18 protein-coding genes are annotated in these 23,339 nt (G+C 36.8%); 15 read left to right on the forward strand and 3 right to left on the reverse strand.

From position 1 onward, the window contains the following. Positions 1 to 17 precede the first annotated feature (17 nt). The gene (locus HNP38_RS09855; RefSeq protein WP_184188581.1) at positions 18 to 899 is read left to right on the forward strand and encodes a hypothetical protein; all 882 of its coding nucleotides are present in this window, start codon (positions 18 to 20) and stop codon (positions 897 to 899) included. 120 nt (positions 900 to 1,019) lie between these two features. Here HNP38_RS09855 and HNP38_RS09860 read toward each other — a convergent pair whose 3' ends face one another. Continuing rightward, positions 1,020 to 2,042 (reverse strand): quinone-dependent dihydroorotate dehydrogenase, encoded by a 1,023-nt coding sequence (locus tag HNP38_RS09860; RefSeq protein ID WP_184188584.1) that lies wholly within the window; start codon positions 2,040 to 2,042, stop codon positions 1,020 to 1,022. 203 nt (positions 2,043 to 2,245) lie between these two features. On the opposite strand from HNP38_RS09860, the gene HNP38_RS09865 reads away from it, so the two are divergent. The 3 genes from HNP38_RS09865 to HNP38_RS09875 all read left to right on the forward strand — a co-directional run bounded on the left by HNP38_RS09865 (position 2,246) and on the right by HNP38_RS09875 (position 6,932). Next, positions 2,246 to 3,787, forward strand: a complete 1,542-nt coding sequence (locus HNP38_RS09865) for a glycine--tRNA ligase (RefSeq protein ID WP_184188587.1) — start codon at positions 2,246 to 2,248, stop codon at positions 3,785 to 3,787. A gap of 83 nt (positions 3,788 to 3,870) precedes the next feature. Further along, entirely contained in the window at positions 3,871 to 5,367 is a 1,497-nt protein-coding gene (locus HNP38_RS09870) for a hypothetical protein (protein WP_184188590.1), read from the forward strand. 41 nt (positions 5,368 to 5,408) lie between these two features. Continuing rightward, on the forward strand, positions 5,409 to 6,932 hold the full coding sequence (locus tag HNP38_RS09875) for a hypothetical protein (protein WP_184188593.1): 1,524 nt from the start codon (positions 5,409 to 5,411) through the stop codon (positions 6,930 to 6,932). A gap of 108 nt (positions 6,933 to 7,040) precedes the next feature. On the opposite strand, the gene HNP38_RS09880 is transcribed toward HNP38_RS09875, so the two are convergent. Next, entirely contained in the window at positions 7,041 to 8,363 is a 1,323-nt protein-coding gene (locus HNP38_RS09880; RefSeq protein WP_184188597.1) for a M48 family metallopeptidase, read from the reverse strand. Between the two features lie 100 nt (positions 8,364 to 8,463). Between HNP38_RS09880 and HNP38_RS09885 the strand changes: the two genes are divergently transcribed. Genes HNP38_RS09885 through HNP38_RS09895 form a run of 3 tightly spaced genes read left to right on the forward strand, consistent with a single transcriptional unit; the run spans position 8,464 to position 11,782 of the window. Then, positions 8,464 to 9,597, forward strand: coding sequence for a serine hydrolase domain-containing protein (locus tag HNP38_RS09885; protein ID WP_184188600.1), 1,134 nt, complete (start codon positions 8,464 to 8,466; stop codon positions 9,595 to 9,597). 9 nt (positions 9,598 to 9,606) lie between these two features. Next, complete coding sequence (locus HNP38_RS09890; RefSeq protein WP_184188603.1) at positions 9,607 to 10,218, forward strand: YdeI/OmpD-associated family protein; 612 nt, start codon at positions 9,607 to 9,609, stop codon at positions 10,216 to 10,218. A 10-nt stretch (positions 10,219 to 10,228) separates the two neighbouring features. Next, entirely contained in the window at positions 10,229 to 11,782 is a 1,554-nt protein-coding gene (locus HNP38_RS09895; RefSeq protein ID WP_184188606.1) for a helix-turn-helix domain-containing protein, read from the forward strand. Between the two features lie 147 nt (positions 11,783 to 11,929). On the opposite strand, the gene HNP38_RS09900 is transcribed toward HNP38_RS09895, so the two are convergent. Continuing rightward, complete coding sequence (locus tag HNP38_RS09900; RefSeq protein WP_184188609.1) at positions 11,930 to 13,207, reverse strand: Y-family DNA polymerase; 1,278 nt, start codon at positions 13,205 to 13,207, stop codon at positions 11,930 to 11,932. A gap of 488 nt (positions 13,208 to 13,695) precedes the next feature. Between HNP38_RS09900 and HNP38_RS09905 the strand changes: the two genes are divergently transcribed. The 8 genes from HNP38_RS09905 to HNP38_RS09945 all read left to right on the forward strand — a co-directional run bounded on the left by HNP38_RS09905 (position 13,696) and on the right by HNP38_RS09945 (position 23,249). Continuing rightward, the gene (locus HNP38_RS09905; protein ID WP_184188612.1) at positions 13,696 to 16,479 is read left to right on the forward strand and encodes a Calx-beta domain-containing protein; all 2,784 of its coding nucleotides are present in this window, start codon (positions 13,696 to 13,698) and stop codon (positions 16,477 to 16,479) included. A gap of 393 nt (positions 16,480 to 16,872) precedes the next feature. Then, positions 16,873 to 17,373: a M15 family metallopeptidase gene (locus tag HNP38_RS09910; protein WP_184188617.1), complete on the forward strand. Its 501-nt coding sequence runs from the start codon at positions 16,873 to 16,875 to the stop codon at positions 17,371 to 17,373. A 147-nt stretch (positions 17,374 to 17,520) separates the two neighbouring features. Beyond that, positions 17,521 to 20,070, forward strand: coding sequence for an EndoU domain-containing protein (locus HNP38_RS17960; protein ID WP_228461026.1), 2,550 nt, complete (start codon positions 17,521 to 17,523; stop codon positions 20,068 to 20,070). A 143-nt stretch (positions 20,071 to 20,213) separates the two neighbouring features. Further along, on the forward strand, positions 20,214 to 20,438 hold the full coding sequence (locus HNP38_RS09920; RefSeq protein WP_184188620.1) for a hypothetical protein: 225 nt from the start codon (positions 20,214 to 20,216) through the stop codon (positions 20,436 to 20,438). Between the two features lie 25 nt (positions 20,439 to 20,463). Continuing rightward, positions 20,464 to 20,835 (forward strand): hypothetical protein, encoded by a 372-nt coding sequence (locus HNP38_RS09925; protein ID WP_184188623.1) that lies wholly within the window; start codon positions 20,464 to 20,466, stop codon positions 20,833 to 20,835. A 414-nt stretch (positions 20,836 to 21,249) separates the two neighbouring features. Beyond that, on the forward strand, positions 21,250 to 21,600 hold the full coding sequence (locus HNP38_RS09935) for a hypothetical protein (protein ID WP_184188626.1): 351 nt from the start codon (positions 21,250 to 21,252) through the stop codon (positions 21,598 to 21,600). Positions 21,601 to 21,625: 25 nt separating this feature from the next. After that, positions 21,626 to 21,982: a hypothetical protein gene (locus HNP38_RS09940; RefSeq protein WP_184188629.1), complete on the forward strand. Its 357-nt coding sequence runs from the start codon at positions 21,626 to 21,628 to the stop codon at positions 21,980 to 21,982. Between the two features lie 229 nt (positions 21,983 to 22,211). Further along, positions 22,212 to 23,249: a patatin-like phospholipase family protein gene (locus HNP38_RS09945; RefSeq protein WP_184188632.1), complete on the forward strand. Its 1,038-nt coding sequence runs from the start codon at positions 22,212 to 22,214 to the stop codon at positions 23,247 to 23,249. Positions 23,250 to 23,339 lie beyond the last annotated feature (90 nt).

Genomic DNA, 23,339 nt, shown 5'->3' on the forward strand with positions numbered 1-23,339 from the left:
ACTAACCATACCAAACCATGAAAATCTTTACCTTACTACTTTTACTCAATTCTATTTTTCTCCTCTGCCAGAAAGTTGAGCTCAGAAGTGTGACGGATTCTTCCCAGATATTCAAGGGGGAAATTGCCGGAGCACCTATTACCATGCAGCTCAATTATAAAGGAATTGTAGATTGCAGCCAATACCAGCACTTTGTGGAAGGCTGGTATTATTATGACAAATACCAGAAAAAAATTCCTTTGACAGGTATTTATGATTACGGTGATCTGCATCTTTATCATTTCGGAGGCAGGCAAAAAGAGATCTCTGAGATATTTAAGGGCAGGATCTCATCTCCCCGTCAGATCGAAAAGACAGACAGCATTGCAAAAGCTCTCACTCCCAGGGAAATCCTTGACTTTAAAATTAATAACTCCGATCAGGAGATCACGGGAAGCTTTTATTTAAAAGATAAAATACACCCTGCAAAACTATTTACGAAAAACAATATGATCTACCGGTATAATGATTATTTGACCTTGCCCAATCATAAGAAAATCAATACATATGATATTATCGACCGGTTCGGAGGAAATGAATTAATAGCTTATAAATCTGACAATACCGGAAACAGGGTGCTCCTATATTTTGAACGGATGTCCAACTTCAATGCATGTGGAATGTGCGGAGCCAGTGACGGCGAAAAAGGCTACAGAGTACTCTACTTCACCAATGACTGGAACTATAAAAGATATGAAGAGTTTCTCACAGAAAGCTGCCTGGCCAATATCTATGATATGGAAAAAGTGAAAACCAAAGATCCGAAAATTTTAAAATTCAGCATCAAAAGAACGACAACTTCCCCGGCCTATACCTTAACCGTAGACATAAAGAACGCTTCCGTTGTAAAATCGAAATAATATCATTTTTTACATTGAAAATACCATAAAGGGTTTCGGCGCGGCGGCTTTGCCGCCGCGCCGAAACCCTCAACAACCAAATTTTTCATAAAAATAATCTCAAAGGTAAAAAGGTATAAATTATCTCGGTAACCTGCCCGCCCTCTCTAAAAGCTTTGCATTGATCTCATTGATCAGTTCGGGTCCTTCATAGATAAACCCGGTATAAAGCTGTATCAGGCTTGCTCCTGCATCCAGCTTTTCGAGGGCATCTTTCGCGGAGTGAATTCCCCCTACTCCAATAATCGGAAATGCCCTTCCGCTTTTCTCAGAAAGGAAACGGATTACTTCAGTAGATCTTTTGGTTAAAGGCTTTCCGGAAAGCCCACCCGTTTCGGATCGGGTTTCGGAAATCAGATTTTCCCGTGAAAGAGTTGTATTGGTGGCAATTACACCTGCTATTTGGGTTTCCTTTACAATATCAATAATATCTAAAAGCTGATCATCCGTAAGATCCGGAGCAATTTTCAGGAGAATAGGTTTTGGGCTGTCCTTTTCATTATTCATGTGCTGTAATGTTCCCAATAATTCCGTAAGCGGTTTTTTATCCTGAAGCTCACGGAGATTGGGTGTATTCGGAGAGCTTACATTCACCACAAAATAGTCGACATAAGGGAAAAGCTTCTCGAAACAGATCTTATAATCATTGACCGCTTCTTCATTGGGAGTTGCTTTGTTCTTCCCTATATTTCCGCCGATCAGTACGTTTTTATTTTTCTTAAGGCGTTCTACCGCCGCATCCACTCCTTCATTGTTAAAGCCCATCCTGTTGATGATAGCCGAGTCTTCTTTTAAACGGAACAGTCTTGTTTTATCATTTCCGGGTTGTGCCTTTGGTGTTAGCGTTCCGATCTCAATAAACCCGAAGCCCAGATCTGAAAGCTCGTTGTACAACCTGGCATCTTTATCAAAACCCGCAGCCAATCCTACAGGATTTTTAAATTTCAATCCGAATACTTCTCTTTCCAGCTTTTTGTCCTGAACAGGTTTCGGTAGGAAAAGTCTGGTTAAAAAAGGAAAGTTCTTAAGCATGGAAAAAGTAAAATGATGAACTTCTTCCGGATCGAATTTGAAAAGAATGGGGCGGATCAGGTTTTTATACATTGCCTTTTTTGGAAGACAAAGATACTGGAAATATTATTTTTCTGCTAATTATAGTCAATTATCTTCTCCGGATTCGTAATCCGGATTATGGTATAAAAGATTAATAAAACCATTAAAAAATGTTTATTTACCGCTTTTTTTGCTGAATTTCATGGAATTGGGATTCAAATTCATATTTTTGCACATTCAGACGTAAAAAAATTATGGCAAAGCAAGAAGATGTTTTCAAGAAAGTGATTTCTCATGCTAAGGAATATGGTTTTATTTTCCCTTCCAGTGAGATCTATGACGGTTTATCCGCTGTTTATGATTATGGACAGAATGGTGCCGAACTCAAAAATAATATCAAGCAGTATTGGTGGAAAGCGATGGTACAGCTTAACGAGAATATTGTAGGTATTGATTCGGCGATCCTTATGCATCCGACTACATGGAAGGCATCGGGCCACGTAGACGCTTTCAACGACCCTCTTATTGACAATAAAGATTCCAAAAAACGTTTCAGGGCGGATGTCCTTGTGGAAGATTTCTGTGCCAAAATAGAAGATAAGGAGAGAAAAGAGATCGAAAAAGCCGCCAAAAGGTTTGGAGATTCCTTTGATCAGGCACAGTTTGAGGCTACTAATCCTAAAATTTTAGAATACCGGGCCAAAAGATCATACATTCTTTCAAGGCTCGCGAGATCTTTAGAAAATAATGACCTTGCCGATGTAAAAGCTTTGATTGAGGAGCTTGAAATTGCCGATCCGGATACAGGATCTAAGAATTGGACGGATGTAAGACAATTCAACCTGATGTTCGGAACAAAATTAGGAGCTTCTGCAGATAATGCTATAGACCTTTATTTAAGGCCTGAAACGGCACAAGGTATTTTCGTGAACTTCCTGAATGTTCAGAAAACCTCCCGTCATAAGCTTCCTTTCGGTATCGCACAGATCGGAAAGGCATTCAGAAACGAGATCGTTGCAAGGCAGTTTATTTTCAGAATGCGTGAGTTCGAACAGATGGAAATGCAGTTCTTTGTAGCTCCGGGTACGGAACTTGATTTTTATGAAAAATGGAAAGAAACCCGATTGAAATGGCACCTTGCCCTTGGTTTAGGAAATGAAAATTACCGTTTCCATGATCATGAAAAATTAGCGCATTATGCTAATGCAGCAGCTGATATCGAGTTTAATTTCCCGTTCGGATTCAAAGAACTGGAGGGTATCCACTCAAGAACGGATTTCGATTTAAATGCCCATGAAGATTTTTCAGGAAGAAAACTTCAGTATTTCGATCCGGAAAGAAATGAAAGCTATGTTCCTTATGTGGTTGAAACCTCTGTTGGCTTGGACAGGCTGTTCCTTGCCCTGTTCTCTCATTGCCTGAGGGATGAAGTACTGGAAGACGGCTCCGAAAGAACGGTATTGTCTCTTCCGCCTGCTCTGGCTCCGGTAAAAGCGGCAATTCTTCCATTATTAAAAAGAGATGGACTGGATGAATATGCAGAAAAGATCTTCAATGATCTGAAGTATGATTTCAACCTGATTTACGAGGAAAAGGACAGTATCGGTAAGCGTTACAGAAGACAAGATGCCATTGGTACTCCTTATTGTATCACCATTGACCATGATTCACTCCAGGATAACACTGTAACTCTTAGAGACAGAGATACAATGGTTCAGGAAAGAGTTCCTGTTGCTGAGCTGAGAAGGATCATTGATGAGAAAACCAACTTCAGAAATTTACTTTCAAAAATATAGATAGAAGGCCTTGATTTTTCAAGGCTTTTTATTTTCAAAGAAAGATCTTGCAGATTTATTATTTTTGCAAAAAAACACATTCCATGAAAAAAGTATTTTTATTTCTTTTTGCATTATCATGCATCGTATTTCATGCTCAGGCTTTAGATTTGGTCAACCTTGCTTCAGGAAAATACCTGGGCTTAAAATCCATTTCAGATTCCGATAAAAATCTTTTCGGTTATCTTGCTCTTTACGATCTCGGAAAAACCGAAACCAATAAAAAGAAAAACAAGCTGGAGTATTTTATCTTTGATAAAAACCTCAACTCTCTTTCCAGCGGTAATTTTGAAAGTGATGAAACCGCTATTGAATATTACCCTTATATCAATCAGGATAAAGAACTGATTATTACTCCTTCTTACAGTACATACGATCTTGCTTTTGACAAGTCTTTCTATACTCCGTCTGATTTTATAATCAGTCTCAAAGACTATCAGATCAGAAAAAAAGACAAATACGATTATGACGGAACTCATTTAACACCGATAACAAGCTCCAAAACCAACAGGGAATTGAAAGAGCAGAGAAAAGATGGAAAAAAATCTTCCGGAGCCGCATTTTACCCGGAAATCATAGAGCTTGACAATAATGAGGTCCTCACTTTTGAATATAAGTTTGACAGGCCTGTTTTTAAGGATTTTTACCTGAAGCTTTTTAACAGGGAACACCAGAAAGTATGGGAATATAAGTTTTTTGAAACTGATGTGAAGTATAATTTCATTAATTTCAAAATTGTAAATTATGACAAGGATATTCTTATCACAAAAATAGTCAGACAGCAGGAAAGCGGTTCCCAGTATAATTTTGTGGTGTTTGATCTGAAGACCGGAAAAATACTTACCACTCTTCCTTTTCCTTATGAACGTCATCTTTATATTACTTTAAATTCTGTGGACGGAGCCGTAAACAGCAAATACAATACGGATGATAAGCTGACTGCACTATTGAGATATTCCGGGGATCCTTTAAATTTCAACAATGAAGGCTTTTTAAAGCTGACTTATGATAAGAGAGCCAATCAGCTGATATACCATGAAATCAATTTATTGAACGATGTTTATCCCAAACATACTGATATAGAAGAACTGAAAGAGCCTTTTGATTACAGGGACCTGGATATAAAATCCGTCAATTTCCTGAAAAATGATGACATTGTGGCTGTGTTTCAGAAAATACACCGTAAAAACAATACTGTCTCTGATCTTGTAGCAATGAATTTTGGCCCAAACATGGATCTGAAAAGTGTAAAGACCTTTCCTGTCAAAAAAAACGGTCTGTATCTTTTCTCACAATACCTGAATGACAGAAATGACATGGTATTTTTTTATGGGGATATCGAAGGGAAAAACAGAGAGAAAAAATGGAATTTGTTTATAAACCCGTTCATTAACGGGCAATTCAAACAGGAGATATTACCTCTGACTTCAGAAAACAATTTCATCATTCCTTATATCGCCAAAGAAGGCTATATCCTTCTTCAGGAATTCAATGAAAAAGAAAAATTTAATAAAATCCGTTTAGAAAGATTAAACTATTAATTTATTCTCTTTAATTATTATTTTTAACTCAAATTTTAACCATGAAAAAAATATTTTTGCTGGCATTCGGATTGGTTCAGGCTTTGTACTTTTCCCAAACTCAGGATCTGGCGGCACTGGCTTCCGGGGAATATGTGGGAATGAATGCCTTATTCGATGATAAGGACAATCTTTACGGATATGTTTCTCTCTATTCTTACGGAAAATCCGGCGATAAGACCAAAAAATTCGAATATGTGATACTGGACAAGAACCTCAACCCTGTTGCCAATAAGGAATTTGAAGGCGATATTACTGCGGGTTCTTATCTGGGATATGTAGATTTTAGAAAGAAGATCATACTCCGCCCCAGCTCCATGGATTATTCCCATGTCAAGTCCAGTGAGCTTTTTACGCCCCGTTCTATGGAAATTGATCCTGCCAGCAATAATATCCGGCAAAAGGCCTATTATGACTATGAAAACGGCACTTTTAAAGAGATCAGCCAGCCTAAAAACTGGAAAGAATCCCGGAAAGAAAATAAGGAGGAGAAAAAAGCAAAAGGCTACAATTACTATTCTACCGTTTTCGAGATCAAGGAAGGAGGTTTTCTGGCGCTTGAGCTTCACGACTATGGTAAATATGTGAATAATAATTCCCTGATCAAGTTTGATGAAAATAAGAATGAAGTATGGAGATACCGGTACAATACCAATGGTGATAAGAAGAACAGTGAAGAAATCACCGTGGTGGAAAAGGATGACAAGTACATCTATTGTATTGCTCTGAAAAAGAATGATGACAAGAAAGCATTCAGCCTGCTGGTTTTAGATATGGCGACCGGGAAAGAAGTTGTTACCAAGCCTGTTTCCGGACTTTCTGATGATACACTGGATAATATTACTTCTTTTTCTTCTACTACAAGAAGCTTAGATAACGATAAGACATTCGATGATAAGATCGTGATGCTGGGAAGGAATTTTGAAAATAAGCAGGGAATAGGTTTCGCCAGGATGATCATTGATAAGAATACTTTCGAGGTCACCACCAATAAGTTCAATTATGTGCCGGACCTGTCTTCTTATATTCCGAAAATTGACCAGTTCGGATATGTGGAAAAGAACTATCACCTGCAGCCCCGCGATGTATTCTTCCTGAAAGACGGAAGTGTAGGGATCCTGCTTGAAAAATATAAAATAGACTTCAACTACGGGGTATCCAAAACTACAGATTTAGTTTACGTTTTTACCGATAAGGATTTTAAAGTAAAGGGAACTAAAATTTTCGCTAAAGAAAAATCATTAGCTACCAGCGACTACCTGTTTTCACAGTATATCAATGACGGAAATGATGTGGTATTCTTCTACAGAGACCTGCAAAAAGATAAGGAAACCAAAGAAAAGAACTGGAAACTATTTATCAATACTCTTATCAATGGTACATTCAAACAGGAAATAGTTCCTATTTCTGAAAAAGATTCGTATTCAGTGATCCCATATGTCGGAAAAGAAGGATATATCCTGCTGAGAGAGATCAATGAGAAGGAGAAATTCAATAAGATCCGTCTGGAAAGACTTAATTACTAAAGAAAACAGACTGTCTCAAGGTCAAAAAAACGGAAATTGTCATTCTGAGCCTGTCGAAGAATCTTTGAGAATCAATCGTTCGAGATTCTTCACTCCATTTCATTTCGTTCAGAATGACACTTTTGAGGCAGTCACTTCCTTATTTTGATAATAATCCGCGATATTCTTAATTTCATCCAGGTTCAGGTTCCACATAAAACTCAGGAATTGCTGATAGCTTTCACTCTGATCCTTAGGCTCTACCCGATCTAGGTACCTGTTAAGATTATAATTTTTCCGGGCTTCATATATTTTTGTGAAAAATTTTCCCAGCCAGCTTTTATAATATTTTTCATCTTCTCCATCCTGCAAAAACTGTAAGGAAACATAGATCCCCAATCCATAATCTTCAGAATGATAATAGTTGGGTAAAATCTCCATTCTCGCGGCCTTTTTTAATGCCAGATAAGTATCGGAAGGCTTCAGAGGTTCTTCCGGCTGATTAAGCTCAGGAAAGATCTTCTTCAGTTTTTCAATTCTTTTAGCCATCTCCGGATGGGATGCCAGAGAATCCTGGCTGAGCTTTTCTTTATACAGCCCATAATTATAGAGTGAAAAATCTTCCTTTTTCAGCCATTGGTCTTTAAAAGGCTGTTTCGGAAGCTCAAAAAATTTCTTATAGGTTTCCACTTTAAGCTTTCTCGGAGAAATGGTATCAAAATCCTGAAGCCTTTTTAAGGTATTGATAAATTCGTTTTTCTTAAAATCACCATTTTTAAAAATGACATACCCCAGAGAATCAGCTTCCATTTCCTGTTGCCTTTTTTCCGCTCCCTTTTTATACATCCGATTTTTAAGGATATCAAAGGCCTTCTGATTAGAATTCTCTCCGGTTCCCTTTAAGCTTCTGACCGTAAGTTTATCCGATTTGTTATTCTCCACCATTCCCACGAAGAGCTTCAAAGAATGTTCTTCTATCTTGTGTCCCAGCTCATGGGCAATTACCGCTGCGATTTCCTCTTCATTGCTCAGCCAGCTGAAAAGGCCCATATTGATGACAAACGTACCATCTAAAAGACAGTATGCATTCGGTGTATTATCTCTCGCAATCAGGATCTTCAAATCTTTCGGGATCTGGGGATTGTTTTTCTTTAAACGCTGTATGAGTAATTTCACATTTTCATCAAAAGCGGATTTGAAAATAAAATCTTTGTTCTTTACCTGCTTTTCAAAATCGGTCCCGAATTCTTTATAGATCATCGATAATTCGAAGCCTGATTTCCCGGAATACTGTGATCTTAGTTTCTTTACGAATAAATCATTATTAATAGCAAAGGTTTTCAAAAAATCTTTTCTCTGCAGATAATCCGCAGTGTCTATTGTCACAAAATCCTGTCCGGAACAAATTGCGGAAAACAGCAATAACAGAGTCCCGATAATTCTTAAAACCATGTCTTTTTCATCAAATAATCACAAAAATAGCTTATTTAATTCTTCATTTAAATTTTCTTATCAATTTTATTCTAAATTTGTTTCAAGTCCAATTTTTATAATGGAAATATTAAAATACATCATCGGAGGCACGGCAGCCACGGTTGCCCTTACCTATTTTTTGGGATATGGCTATCTGTTTAACGGAATTTCCAAAACCTATCTGAAAGGAAAGTCAAGTGCCAATATTGATGACGGGAAATTTTTCTCTGCCAACCCCATCACTTCAGGAAGCCCCAAACCCTGGGAAGAAGCTCCGGAGTATAACAAAAAAGACCTTCCGAAGATCTTGGCAGACGATCTCATTCACTCCCATACCGCCTCGTTTCTTGTTGTGAAAAACGGAAAATTAGTTCACGAGCAATATTGGAACGGCTATAACCGGCATTCCAGAACCAATTCTTTTTCCATGGCCAAGGCCGTTACCGTAATGCTCCTGGGAAAAGCTCTTGAGGAAGGAAAAATAAAAAGTATCGATGAAAAATTCTCTGAATTCTTTCATGCTTTCACCGGGCAAGCATTCGGGAAAAACCTGACCCTGAAAAATTTGGCTCAAATGGAGGCAGGCCTGAACTGGGACGAAAATTATAAAAACCCGTTTCTGCCCAATGCCAGAGCATACTACGGAAACAGCCTTATCAAAGCATTGTTTTCAAGAAAATTCAAGGAAGAACCGGGCACGAGGTTTGAATACCAGAGCGGCTCCACCCAATTGTTGGGATTTGCCATAAAAAAAGCGGTTGGTCAGACGCTGGCAAGCTATTTATCTGAAAAATTCTGGACTCCTCTGGGAATGGAGCAAGATGCAGACTGGAGCACAGATGAAAGCGGAATGGAAAAAACTTATTGCTGCATTCATTCCAATGCGAGGGATTTTGCCAAACTCGGCCAGCTATTTTTAGACGATGGAAAAGCCGGCGACCAGCAGATCCTGAATCAGGAGTTCATTGAACAAATGCGGACCCCGACTCAAAAATCTGAAGAAATTTATGGCATGGGGCTTTGGATCAATAATGACGCTCCTGTTAAGCATTATTATTTCTTAGGGTTACAAGGCCAGTATATTATCATGGTTCCGGAACATCAAATGGTTATTGTAAGAACAGGAAGCTATAATAATCTCCCTAAAAATGACAGGGGAAGACCGGATCAGGTGAGGTTTCTGGTGAATGAAACCGTACAACTATTTCAATAAAGAAGGATTATGGAAAAATACAGCTCAAAAATAGACGCTTATATTGAAAGGTCTCAGGATTTTGCCAAGCCGATCTTACAATACATCAGGGAAACCATCCATGAATTCTGCCCCGATACGGAGGAAACGATGAAATGGAGCCTTCCCCATTTTACCTATAACGGAAAAAACCTGTGTGCAATGGCTTCTTTCAAGCAGCACTGTACTTTCGGCTTCTGGCTGGAAAAAGAGATGAAAACCATGCAGGAGATTACCCGGGACATTGAAAAAACTTCAATGTTCAGCTTAGGAAAGATCACAAAAATTGAAGACCTTCCTTCGAAACCTCAGCTGAAAAAAGCCATTATGGAAGCTATGGAGTTATCGGATATGGGAGTCACTATAAAAAAAGCACCTCCTTCCAAAACCGAAGCGGAAATTCCGGACTATTTTCAGGAAGCTTTGAAAGAAAACAAAAATGCTCTTGCCGTTTTTGAAAAAGGATCGCCTTCCTTTAGAAAAGAGTATATCATGTGGATCACTGAAGCCAAAACAGAGGCCACCCGAACCAAAAGAATGGAGCAAGCCTTAGAATGGATCTCTGAAGGCAAAGGCAGGAACTGGAAATACGAAAAAAAATAAATTCTTTGCAATGAAGAAAAAACTCATTTTCTTTTTCTTCTTAATGATCTCAATGCCTGCACTTTCTCAATCTTTTGATTTTGAGAGCAGGTACAAATATGCCCGGATTCTTTCCTCAAAAAATCCTGACAGCTCAGAAATTGTTCTGAACCATATCATTGAAGCTGCACAGAAAGAAAACCAGCCAAAGTATTTAGCAAAAGCTTATTATCTGAAATCATATAACAGCTATTTAAGATCTGATGCAAAAAGCTCTCTTAATTTCGCAGAAAAAGCATTACACATAGCGGATCAAAATGATTATGCGATCGGCAAGGCACTGGCATACAGGATGCAGGGAACACAGTATGCAAAACTGGGATTGCTGAAAGAAGCTTCACAAAGTCTTAATAATGCCATTTCTGAAGTAGCAGAAGATCATACGGATGAAGGGCATGAACTGAAAGGAATGATCTACAATTCTTTCCTGATATTCCTGAATACCGAAGAATATGGTAAAAAAGAATATTATTCTACCCACGCGATACAGGAATTTCAGAAAATAAAAAATGCGACGAGAAGAAATGAGCTTCTGGTTTCAGCCTATACCAATATAGGATATATTTTATCTGAGGTAAAAAAGTTCGACCAGTCCAAGTCCTATTTCAGGAAAGCACTTGCCCTGGTAGGGAATGAAAATTATTATCTTAAATCCAGTATCCTTCATGATATAGGCTACTCATTCTCTGAACAGGATAAGCCGGACAGTGCGGTATCTTATTTCCGGAAAGCTTTAAAAATAGCCGAAGCATATGGCTTTAACGAAAAGAAAATAGAGATCACCAAAAATCTGGAAAAAGCATATGAAAAGCTGAATGACGCAGGTAATTCCCAAAAATACAAGCTGAAGCATCTTGAACTGAAAGACAGCGTAGCTTATAATCAGAAAATGGCGGTGAATGAAACCCTGTCTGCAAAAGAGAAGAATTTTGACCAGAAACTTAATGATAGCTATACGATTTCCAAAGGCTTGATAGTGGTTTGCATCGCTTTAGTGGGTCTCTTGGCCATCATTAGCTTCCTGATCATCCGCATCAGAAAAAAACATAAGGAAAAAGTGAGTGAAATTTACATAAAGGGGATCACGCCGGTTTCTTATGAAGAGGATCCTCAGGAATCTGCGGAAGATAAAACCAATGGAAATAATAGTTCTTCTGCGGTAAAAATTTCTCCTGAAGCAGAGGAAAATATTCTGGCCGGTTTAAAAATATTCGAAGAAAACCTTCATTTTAACAGCAAAAATATTACGCATTACAATTTAGCGACTAAGCTGAATGTGAATACCAAATACCTCTCTGCTGTTATAAGGAAACATAAGAACTTTAACTTCAACCAATACATCAATTACCTACGTATTAATTATATCGTTGACCAGCTTAAAAATGATCCGGAATACAGGAAATATAAGATCAACCACCTTGCTGAAATCACAGGATATTCATCTCATAGCGCTTTTTCCCTTGAATTTAAAAAAATTGTGGGTATGCATCCTTCTGCTTTTATAAAAGCCTTAAAAGATATCTAATGTGTAAGATCACTTTAAAACATTATACCCCCTACTATTAAGAAAAAGCCATTTGCTTATTACATTAATCCACAAAAAAGGCCTTAACTTCTCTCCTGCATTCAAATATATACATACGCATTGGGGAATTTCCCGCACCATGCGAGATCAATGAAATCTGAAATTAGCTTCCGGCAATGTGTTATTTTTGAGAAAAGCTTCATATTCCGGAGACAGTCTGGTACGTCCAAAAGTATTTTTCCCGCTCATACTTCCCAGCCGGACCTTATCTTTTCCAAACTTTTTATTGAGGCTATCCATCGCTTTCATAACAGGCAGGTGCTGATTCTGGATGTCTTCTTCAAACAGATTAATCAGCCTTTCATTTTCAGGAACAAAATCGTTCACCATAACACCTGCTCTTTTATAATGATAGCCATCCTTATAGATGGCCTCAAAAAGCTGGTTGACCACCCTTCCGATAATAATGGACGAATTGGTAGGATTGGGCAGGATCTGTGTAACGGCTTTTTTATATTCGGGAAGATCTTTCCGGAAGCGGTTGGTCTGTACAAAAACCGTAACTATTTTACAGCAGGTATTTTGTTTTCGCAATCTTTCCGAGCAGTACATGCCAAAGGTTTCCACGCGTTCTCTTACTTCTTCTTTTTCAGTAAGCATTTCCATAAAACTCCGGGTCACTGCAATAGATTTTTTGGGAGCCGGTGCTTCCAGTTCCAACTGGCGGATTCCTTTCAGCTCGTTGATCATTCTCACCCCATGAATTCCCATGAGCTTGCGAACCCATATTTCCGGCTTTTGAAGAAGATCCCAGGCTTTGTAAACTCCATTGTCCCGCATTTTTACGCCTAATTTCCTTCCAATTCCCCAAACATTTTCTATATCAAGCCACTTCAGAGCTTTTTCAATTTTTTCTGCAGTATTCAGGATATAGACTCCTTCAAATTTTTCAGGATAGAGCTTCACGATCCTGTTCGCCACCTTACACAGAGTTTTCGTAGGAGCAATTCCTATACTTACAGGGATTTCAGCCTCATTCCTGATCCTGTTTCGGATCCCGAGACAATATTCATATATATTAATGTATTTAAAACTGCTCAGATCGAGGAAAAGCTCATCAATGCTGTACACCTCAAAATCCGTCTTATCCACATAGGAAGTTGAAATTTTAATAACCTCCTGACTTTTAACGTTATAATATTCAAATTTGGCAGAAAAACTCTTTACATCATGTTTTTTAAAAAGATCTTTATATTTGAATGCCGGTGCTCCCATAGGAATACCAAGTGCCTGTGCTTCTCTGCTTCTGGACACGACACATCCGTCGTTATTGGATAGTACTACAACAGGCTTATCCTCCAGCGAAGGGTTTAGAATCCTCTCACAGGAGACAAAAAAATTATTGCAGTCTACTAAGGCATACATGATAAGGTAAAAGATTTCAGTAACAAAATTATGACTTTTAGAATTGAAAATTATATTTAATTATAATTTTAACACCAAACACAATGTATTGATTTACAACTGCTTAATCTATTTAAAACATCTAAAGCTTTGTCATGAATATGATTATAAATTTTCTATGTCAGATCATTAAAATCCGAAATGCATAAGTGTTGTTGAAATAAAAAATATAGACTAGGATAGATAGGCATCTCCATATATTAATTCATAGTTTCCTACAAAAGGTCTTCTTACTTCTTTGCACGGGATTTTCAAAGTAAAAAAGGGGTTCAATTACCTTCAGTGAATCCTATTTCGTATTCCTGGAAGGAGTTACAAAACATCAAAGAACATATATTGCAACAATGAATGTTACTATACCTGACATTTTCATCTGCCAGCATGAATTAGCAATTTTTTGTAAGTTTGCATCCAATTAAAAACATTCTTGAAACTATTAAACTAAAACTGTGAAAAACTATTATCATTCGTCAGAAACGAAAAAGGATTCTTTTTATAGATCCTTGTATTTCATCATTACCCTTCTATTTTGTAGCCCAAATACTTCAGCACAATTAACAATTCCAACAGGAAATACTTATACAACAACTGATAACAGGCCTTTTGGGTCCTACTATAAATATGACCGTACACTTTCTGTTTATAAAAATAGTGAGCTGAATATTACGGCCGGTTCAACGATTACAGGTCTGCGCTATTTTGTACAGACAACGAATACACCAGTAGATATTCCTGTATCTATCTATATGGAGAATAGAACTAACACCGGCTACATTGCTAATAATTACAATGCAGAAACAGGAGGAATGACTTTAGTTTATAGCGGAACAATTGCAGCATCCAGCTTTAATGCAGGTAAATGGATTAGTATTCCTTTGACAACTCCTTTTACCTATAATGGACAAAATCTTAACATATTAGTGGCAACCAGCATAGGAAGCGGCACAGGTCAGACCACAACAGATAAAACTTTTAGATGGCATACTGCTGCGGCTCAAACACAGGTTTGGTATAGTACCTCTCAACCAACTTTTCCAAGTTCCGGAACAGTCATGAATTCAAAACCAAATATTCAGATTTTATATAATACGCCAGGAGCAGAAGGCGCAGTATCATTTGATTATTCTTCTACTGCTATGCTTGAAAATAGAAATCACATAATAACTGTAAATCGTAATGGCGGTTCTACGGGAGCTGTTTCTGTAGACTATGCAACCAGTGACGGTACTGCAATCGCAGGGAGTGACTACAATGCGGCCTCCGGTACTTTGCATTGGGCAGATGGTGATATATCGCCAAAAACTTTCACGGTTACAACTTTACCGGATACCATCGTAGATGATAACGAAACATTCTCTATAACATTATCGAATCCTGTTGGAGCAACCATTTATGGCACCAGTACCAGTACAGTAACTATAACTAATGTTTTACCTCCAATGTCGGGAACTTACACCGTTGGTGTGGGTGGTAATTACCCCTCATTAACGAATGACGGAGGTATATTTCAGGCTATAAATCAAAGTGTTGACGGCGTTTCAGGCCCTCTTACAATTAATATCATATCCGATTTAACCGGAGAAACAGGCAAAAATACTTTAAATGAAATTACAGGTAATCATGCTGTGTTGATTCAGCCATTTGGAGCACCAAGAACAATAACCGGAAATAGTACATCTTATGGTTCTCTAATTAAATTTTCGGGTGTTGATAACGTTATCATTAATGGTTCGACAACAGGAGCAACGACAGGCAACTGTTTGATTGGAGGCGATCCTGCGCTTCGGGGATTATCAATACAAGGCCAAACCACTGATGATTATGCAGTAGTAAGCTTTCAATCAGGCACCAATGGTGCAAAAAACAATACCGTAAAAAATGTAAATATTACCGGATATTATTCTAATTTCGGAATCGCTTTTAGTGGCAGCAACTCTGCCTGGTCCAGCGGGATTGATAATGATGGAAACAGGGTTGAAAATTGCTCTGTTAAGAATGTAAAAATTGGTATCGCTTCAAGAGGAGAAAGTCTGGCAAACCAAAATACAGGAACCATTATTACACAAAATGACTTATCATCGACAACAGGAACGGATAAAATAAAACAAAATGGCGTATATCTTTACAATGAGATGAATCCTATTGTAAGTTACAATAAAGTTTATGTTGAAAATAATACTCTTGAAGACGTAGTAGGGTTGGCTATAGGAGCCAGAGGTGCTACTACTACCCTGATTAATAGTGGTGGTATAACGGGAGCAATGGTTAATAATAACATTGTAACTGGCGTTATTAATACAACTGATGTTGGGAATTCAGCAGTAGGAATTGCCATTTCAGGAGCATATACAGGGCTTCCAAATACAGTGCAGAACAATATGGTCAGCAATATTAGAAGTCAGGCAAAAAATCCTGCCATAGTTGCAGGTATATTTGTAGCTGGTGCTGTTGCCTCCGTTACAAAAGTATATAACAATACTATTTCCTTATCGGGCGACCGTGGTTCTCAGTCAAATCAATATCCTAGTTATTGTATTGCATTATCAGGTCTTGATCCTTCATTAGAAATGAAAAATAATATTATGTCAACAACCCAAATAGTTACAGGCGGAGGATTAGTTAAAACCTATGCTTTTGGAACTGCAAGTACAACTTTCGACAATTTAATTTCAGATTATAATGTTTTTTACAGTGGAGGTGTCCAAGCTGGTGGTTTCAGATCAGGAAGTCTTAGCACAAATGCAGGAACAAGTTATGCAACGTTAACGGCATGGCGCAATGCTACATCACGTGATACGAACTCTGTGGGAGTCGCACCGGTATTTGCATCAACTACAGATTTACATTTGGATGTAAACAATAACCCATTAATAGCAACCGCCGGAACACCAATTCCGACAATAACAACAGACATTGATTGTCAATTAAGAAATGTAGGAAATCCAACTATTGGTGCTGATGAAATTAATGCAGGCAGTTTAGCAACTAATAATTTTGACCCATCAGCAAGTTTCCGGTTTTATCCTAATCCGGTAAAATCAATATTAAATATAGAAAATAACACCCCAATCGGTAAGGTAGAAGTATTTGCTTCAACAGGACAAAATGTTTTAAGCAAAACAATAAATACTAACTCTGCTCAAATTGATTTATTAAATTTATCTTCAGGAATTTATTTAGTGCGGATTTCATCTGAAAATAATATAAAAACTTTTAAAATAGTTAAAGAATAGTTCTATTTTAAAATCAAAGAAAAACCCTGAAATATTTTATTTCAGGGTTTTTCTTTTTATATAAATTATTACATCATTTTTACGCCAACAAGAAGGCATCCTATATAAGTCCCTATTAGTTTCACAGGCACATTTCCAATATCAATAAAATTTTTTTCATCTCCATTTCTCTTTTAACATTTTCAACTTGAGTTGAGATGGCGTACATGATGGCATTTGAATTTTCAATAACAAAATTATGACTTTAAAAACAGAATATTGGGTTTAATCCAAAATCAAGTATTAAGATTAACACATTGATTTACATGTTATTAAATTATTAAAAATACGTCAAGTTTTGTCGCATCACGCATCTACCTTTGTTTTTCTAAAAACAGCAAAAAATTTGAAATTATGGATAAAGTAACGTTACAAAGAATAGAAAAACTGCATCCTTTCGTAAGAGACGAAGTAAAGCAGATCATCAAAGAATGTGATGAGGCCCTGACCGGGAGGGCCAAAGTAAGAATTACCCAAGGTCTGAGATCATTCGAAGAACAGGAAAAGCTCTATGCGATCGGCAGGATTACAAAAGGAAAAAAGGTAACCAATGCCAAAGCGGGGCAAAGTATCCACAATTATGGCCTCGCCGTAGACATCTGCATGATCATTGACAGAAAAACCGTAAGTTGGGACACCGCTAAAGACTGGGATAATGACAGGATAGCCGACTGGTATGAGTGTGTAAAAATATTTGCCGGACATGGCTGGGACTGGGGTGGAAACTGGAAAACCTTTAAAGATCTTCCCCACTTTGAAAAAAAGAGTATTCCGACGAAAAAAGGTACCATAAAAACAAGCTGGAAAACGCTTTCTAAGATGCCCAGAGATCAAGCAGGATATGTTATTCTTTAAATAGTAAACTCCCGAAAGCTTTCGGGAGTTTATTTTTTATCCGCCTCAAGATTAATTTTTATACGTCAGGTTTTGACGCAGTCAGCCGTTAGCTTTGCTTTTGAAACGTTTCAGTAAAGAATTATTAATACCAACCAACAATGCAAAATGAAAAAATACTTCAACCTATCGGGTGATGAATTGATACGGTCTAACCCAATACCCGTTAATCCTCTCGACAGAAATTCATTAAAGCAATATAATAGTTCCGCAAGTTTTAAAGAAATAGCATTTGAAAACAGATTTGGAGAATCCAGTAAATGCAATCCTGAAAATCTGGGAAAATTCTATCATGGGCAACTACTGATAGATGATCTGATCGAAGATATATACAAGAACAGAAATAATCCAAAATTCTTCTTCAATTTTGGTAATTATGCTGTAAATCATGGTTTTAATCTAAACAGCCAAAATCCATCCATGATCAGTACGGTTCTGAAAAACGCCTATAATGACTTCTCAAAAAGCGTAAAATATCAGTATATTACTCATGAAGGGGCAAAGAAAAATGCCGATCTGGAAGTGTATCTTAATCTGATGCCCTGTCATGTGGATTTAAATCAGCCCGGATTTGTATTTACCCTTAATCCGTCATCTGAGGCAATTGAATATAGAGCCTACTATGTCTATGCAGACTATCTGGATCTGAGAAATTTTGGAAAAGATAACCGGGACTATGATCTGAATAGCAAGTATAATGCAATAACCCTGTTTACAAAAAACGGAGAAGACTTTTTAGCCATTACCAATGATGATGATAAGTGGTATGTGAAAAAAAGGATCACGGAAATTTTTGTATCAGAATTGAAACAGGCATCAACTCCCCGGGAATTAAAATTCTTATATGAGAATATGCCATTCTTTGTACAAAATGTTCTTTTAGAGCATCTTGACCAAAAATTGTTATGGGAACATTTTCTTGCCCTGTCTTTTTATAAAGAAGGAAATTTATTCAGTTCTGATGAAAAAGCAAGTGGCGCGGTAATCGTTTTGCTTAAAGCATTTAATAACATACAACTGATCTATGAAAAATTTAAGGAAAATCAGACTTTAGTTAAAGACATATACAACAATTTAGAAGGAGAATCTACAATAAACGGACAGATATTTTCTAATAAGATCGCTTTTGCCACTTTTATTACTGCACTATGCGTGCATCATAAGATGAACGGATTGAGAAAAATTGAAAAAACATTTTCTTATGGGGATTATAACGGCATAAGCTCTCGAAACACCCCCCGGAAGGAAAAAGAAAATGAGTTTTTCTTACAAAAAATGAAAGATATCCCTCCTCTCGGAATGGATTTTCTTCCTTTCAGGGCTTTTGATGATACCATCCCGGACATGGATGACGGGGCATTTTATCACCCATTAGATATGGTTCTGCTTATTGATGCCAACTCAGAAGAAAAATACCCTGATATCGCAGCCGCCATTTTAGTAAAAGCTATTGCGGATGAAAAAGAAAAATTAGAACGTGAAAAACTTATCAGCCTTGGTCTCAGCCTTTTGGGGCTAGTAATAGGAGCTGCCGGATTGTCTTCGGGAAACCCTTTGATTCTGGCCGGAGCTATAGCAGATATTGCCCTGAATACAGCCAACGCTACCACAATAGTTTTTGATAAGGATATCCTTCAATTAAAAGGTGGCAGAGAATTCCTGGATGAATGGGGAAGATTTTATCTGACCGCCAATATTATCCTCACAGTTCCTGTCGCCGGAGAATTGCTGGTAAAAGGAATAAGACTGATCAATCTCGCAAGAAAAGCCGGAAAACCCGGCGTCGTTAATTATGTGAAATCCTGTATGGTGAAGATCATTCTGGACAAAAACATTCTTACTTTCAGAGGAAATACCTTATCTGAAAGCCAGGCTGTTGTAAGGATAATAGATGGTGAAGAGGTCATAAAAGCCACATCTTTCTATTTTAATAAAATCAATATAGAAAGACTATACGAAAGAGGTGTAGTAATTGTAGAAACTACAGCAGCCGGAAAGACTGAGTTTGCATTGATATACAAAGGCGAGCCCATTCTGCAGGGCGCAGCTTCGGAAATAGCCTATAGAAGGGGAATGAAAGGATTGGCCCTTAACCTTTACAAGCCTTTTAAGCTTATAGCAAAGCTTGAAGAGTTGTACAGGGCCAGAATTTTTAGTAAATATGCGGATAAGTTTGATAATGGTCTTTTTCATCATATGGACGGAGAATTTAATACTTCTTTGCTTGAAGAAATAATGCCATCGGGCTATATCTATCGAGATGAATTTCTAGTATCTCAAGGAGGGCACAGAGGTTCAGCAATTCCTGGAGGTAATATAAGATTGGAACGAATAATAGAGCCGGACGGGATATTTTCAATTTTTCGATTACCAGATGATATTCCTTTTAAAGCGAAAATAAGTGTTAGATATAGAGATGGTTATCTATTAAAAAAAGCAGAATCTTCAATGTTTCCAAAAAATTGGGATATAAAAAGAATACGGGAAGAAATTGCATATGTATATGATAATACAGTAGCAAAAAATGTAGGTCAACTTCCATCAAAACCAAATGATCTGTTTAATAAATATGAGCATTTCTCCAATGATGGAAGTTTTAAAATCTTAATAGAAGTAGATGATACTGGACAAATTATGAATTCATATCCTAACCTTTAACAATGCATATTATGAGATATACTTTTAAAATTCACCGATCAATAACAAATACTCTTTGGTATTATACAGATTTTCAAGAAAGCAAATTTCATGTTCTTAATAACTTTACCAATTCGGGTTGGACATCAGCTAAAATACAAAATATGATAGATGGTGTAAAAAACAGTAAATTAAAAGATTCTGATGAGTCTTTTGACTGGCAAAATGAAGATGTTTTTTTCCGCAGTAACAAATATGGTGTTTTCTTTATAGATTTAATGGCACAACGAGCCGGACAAAAATCTGAAAAACAAGATTTGACCCTAAATCACGATGAGTTTATTAAATTTTTACAAGACTTCAAACAGTTTGTAGAAGAAAACAGTTAATTTCAAGTAAGGAGATATAAACAATATGAGTTATAAATTTAAAAAATACAATATTTCACCAGAAAGCGAAAATGAAAATGACAGAGATTACGATTATGGCGTTGATTATTATTCTCTTCAAGATAAAGAAATTGCATTATTTCAAATTAATTCGCATGAATGGACGTCAGACGAAGTTCAGAATTTAATTGATGAGATCAATGCTTTAGAAGATGATGGTCATATACAATATCAGGTTGAAGGTGGACATCTTGGAATTATAATCGATAAAAAAGGAGCCGCTTTTTTTGACTTAATGAACAGAGAACAGGAAACTGAAGATTTTGAATGGCCTACAGAAAAGTTTATAAAATTCTTAAAAGAGTTTAAAGATTTTCTAATTAAAAATGGAAGATAATTTTTTTAAGAGCCGGTTCTTTACCGGCTCTTTTTTATAATATTTTTATATTTATGTTAGATAATGATATATGTATCCAAAAAATATAACAAAACAATAAGAGCTATATCAGGTATAAAATTTTTCATGAATTAAAACTAATGATGGTTCTTTCAAGACTAATGTAGAAATTAGGTATAATAATCAAACTAGTCCCAAGCAAAATACTTCAACTTTTTCCAAAAATTGGGATATAAAAAGAATACAAGAGGAGATAGCTTACGTATATGAAAGTACTGTAGCGAAAGGATTATCACCTACAATTATTAAAAATAATGGAATTCAACAGTTTGAAGGGTTATCCACAAATGGAATAAAGGTCAGAATAGAAATCTTAAATAATGAAATTATTAATTCACACCCAATTTTATAAAAATGAAAACAAATTTCAAGATTATTGTAGCCGAAATAACAGAAACTAAATATTTTTCGATAGAAAGTGATATTGATGTTATGACTAATTTTACATCACATGATTGGACACCCGCAAAAATCCAAAATCTAATAGAGGGTGTAGAAAAAAGCAAAAACAAAGAGCCTGATGAGTCTTTTGACTGGCAAAATGAAGATGTTTTTTTCCGCAGTAACAAATATGGTGTTTTCTTTATAGATTTAATGGCACAACGAGCCGGACAAAAATCTGAAAAACAAGATTTGACCCTAAATCACAACGAGTTTATTCAATTTTTACAAGACTTCAAACAGCTTGTGGAAGAAAACAGTTAGTCTCAAGTAAGGGTACATAAATAATATGAGTTATAAATTTAGGAAAAACAGTTATAGTGCACCTAATATTGAACCCCTTTGGCAGTATGGTGTTGAAGTTACTGATAAATCAATAATGGCTCTTGAACAAATCGAATCTTGGGCCTGGACATCAGGCGAAGTTCAGAATTTAATTGATGTGATCAATGCTTTAGAAGATGATGATCATATACAATATCAGGTTGAGGGTGGGCATCTCGGAATTATGATCGATAAAAAAGGAGCAGCTTTTTTTGATTTGATGAACAGAAAACAGGAAACTGAAGATTTTGAATGGCCTACAGAAAAGTTTATAAAATTCTTAAAAGAGTTTAAGGAATTTCTGGCAAAAAACGGAAGATAATTTTAAGAGCTGGCCAAATCGGTCAGCTCTTTTTAGAGGAACATTTTATTCTCAAAAAATATATAATACGACAAGTTCTGTCGCTTCCCCCACCTACCTTTGCTTTACAGGAAAACACCGGAAAACAGTGAGATTTAAATACAAAAAAATCATCAATTTTCTTAAAGAAAATTTTTGGTTTATTCATCTCTAATGTCCGGTTTTTTCTGCAAACCAATTAAAAAGCATCATGAAAAAGACAACCATTCTTTCTTTAGACGGTGGCGGAATAAGGGGGATTATTACCTGTATTATTTTACGCTATATAGAAGAGCAACTCCAGCATCATGATAAGCCCGGTGCAAAGCTGGGAGATTATTTTGATCTGGTGGCGGGAAGCAGTACGGGAGGGTTGATTGCTTCCATTGTTCTGTGTCCTGATGAATATCGGAAAGCAAAATATTCTATCCAGAAAGGATTGGAATTATATGCTGAAAAAGGTGGCGATATATTTCAGGTGTCTTTTTGGGAAAAACTCATCAATCCGTTTGGATTACTGAATGAAAGGATCTCCCAGGAAGCACTTGAGCAAAACCTGACTGACTTTTTTGGAAATTTAGAATTAAAAGAATTAATAAAGCCCTGCTTAATAACAAGCTATGATATTGAAAACAGAAGAGCCAAGCTTTTCAATTCCTGGAAAGCCCAGCTGAGCAATGACAATTTTTATGTAAAAGATATCTGCAGGGCCACTTCTGCAGCGCCTACCTATTTCAGCCCGGTACAGATCAGATCTATGTACGGACAGCTTTTCAGTTTGATCGATGGCGGAATGTTTGCTAACAATCCTGCACTCTGTGCCTATGCTGAAGCCAGGAAGACTCCTTTTGCGGAAGTACTGAAAAACCACCTGAAACCCAATTATCCGGGCGTCAATGATATGATTATTGTTTCTATAGGAACAGGATTCGAATCCAGAAGCTACTCTTTCAAAAAATTAGAGAAAGCTGGGAAAATCGGCTGGGTAAATCCGATCATCGATATCCTGATGTCTGCCAATGCGGAAACCGTAGACTATCAGCTTGGCCAGATGTTCCGGACTTTGGGACTGAGGAATCAGAAAAATTACTATCGGATCAATCCTTCCTTAAAAAACGCTTCTCCCGCTATGGATAATGTTAAAAGGTCCAATATAGAGAATCTGATTCAAGCTGGGCTGAGCTATATTGATGACAACAGGGAAACATTAAATCAAATTGTTCAGAAACTGATCAAAAATAAAATATAAGCTTTTTTGCTTATAACTATACAATATTATCGAATTAACTTATAATTTATTTTTCAGAAAAATTATTTAATGCGTCAGGTTTTGTCGCTT

Source organism: Chryseobacterium defluvii, from assembly GCF_014204415.1.
Taxonomy (GTDB): Bacteria; Bacteroidota; Bacteroidia; order Flavobacteriales; family Weeksellaceae; genus Chryseobacterium; species Chryseobacterium defluvii_A.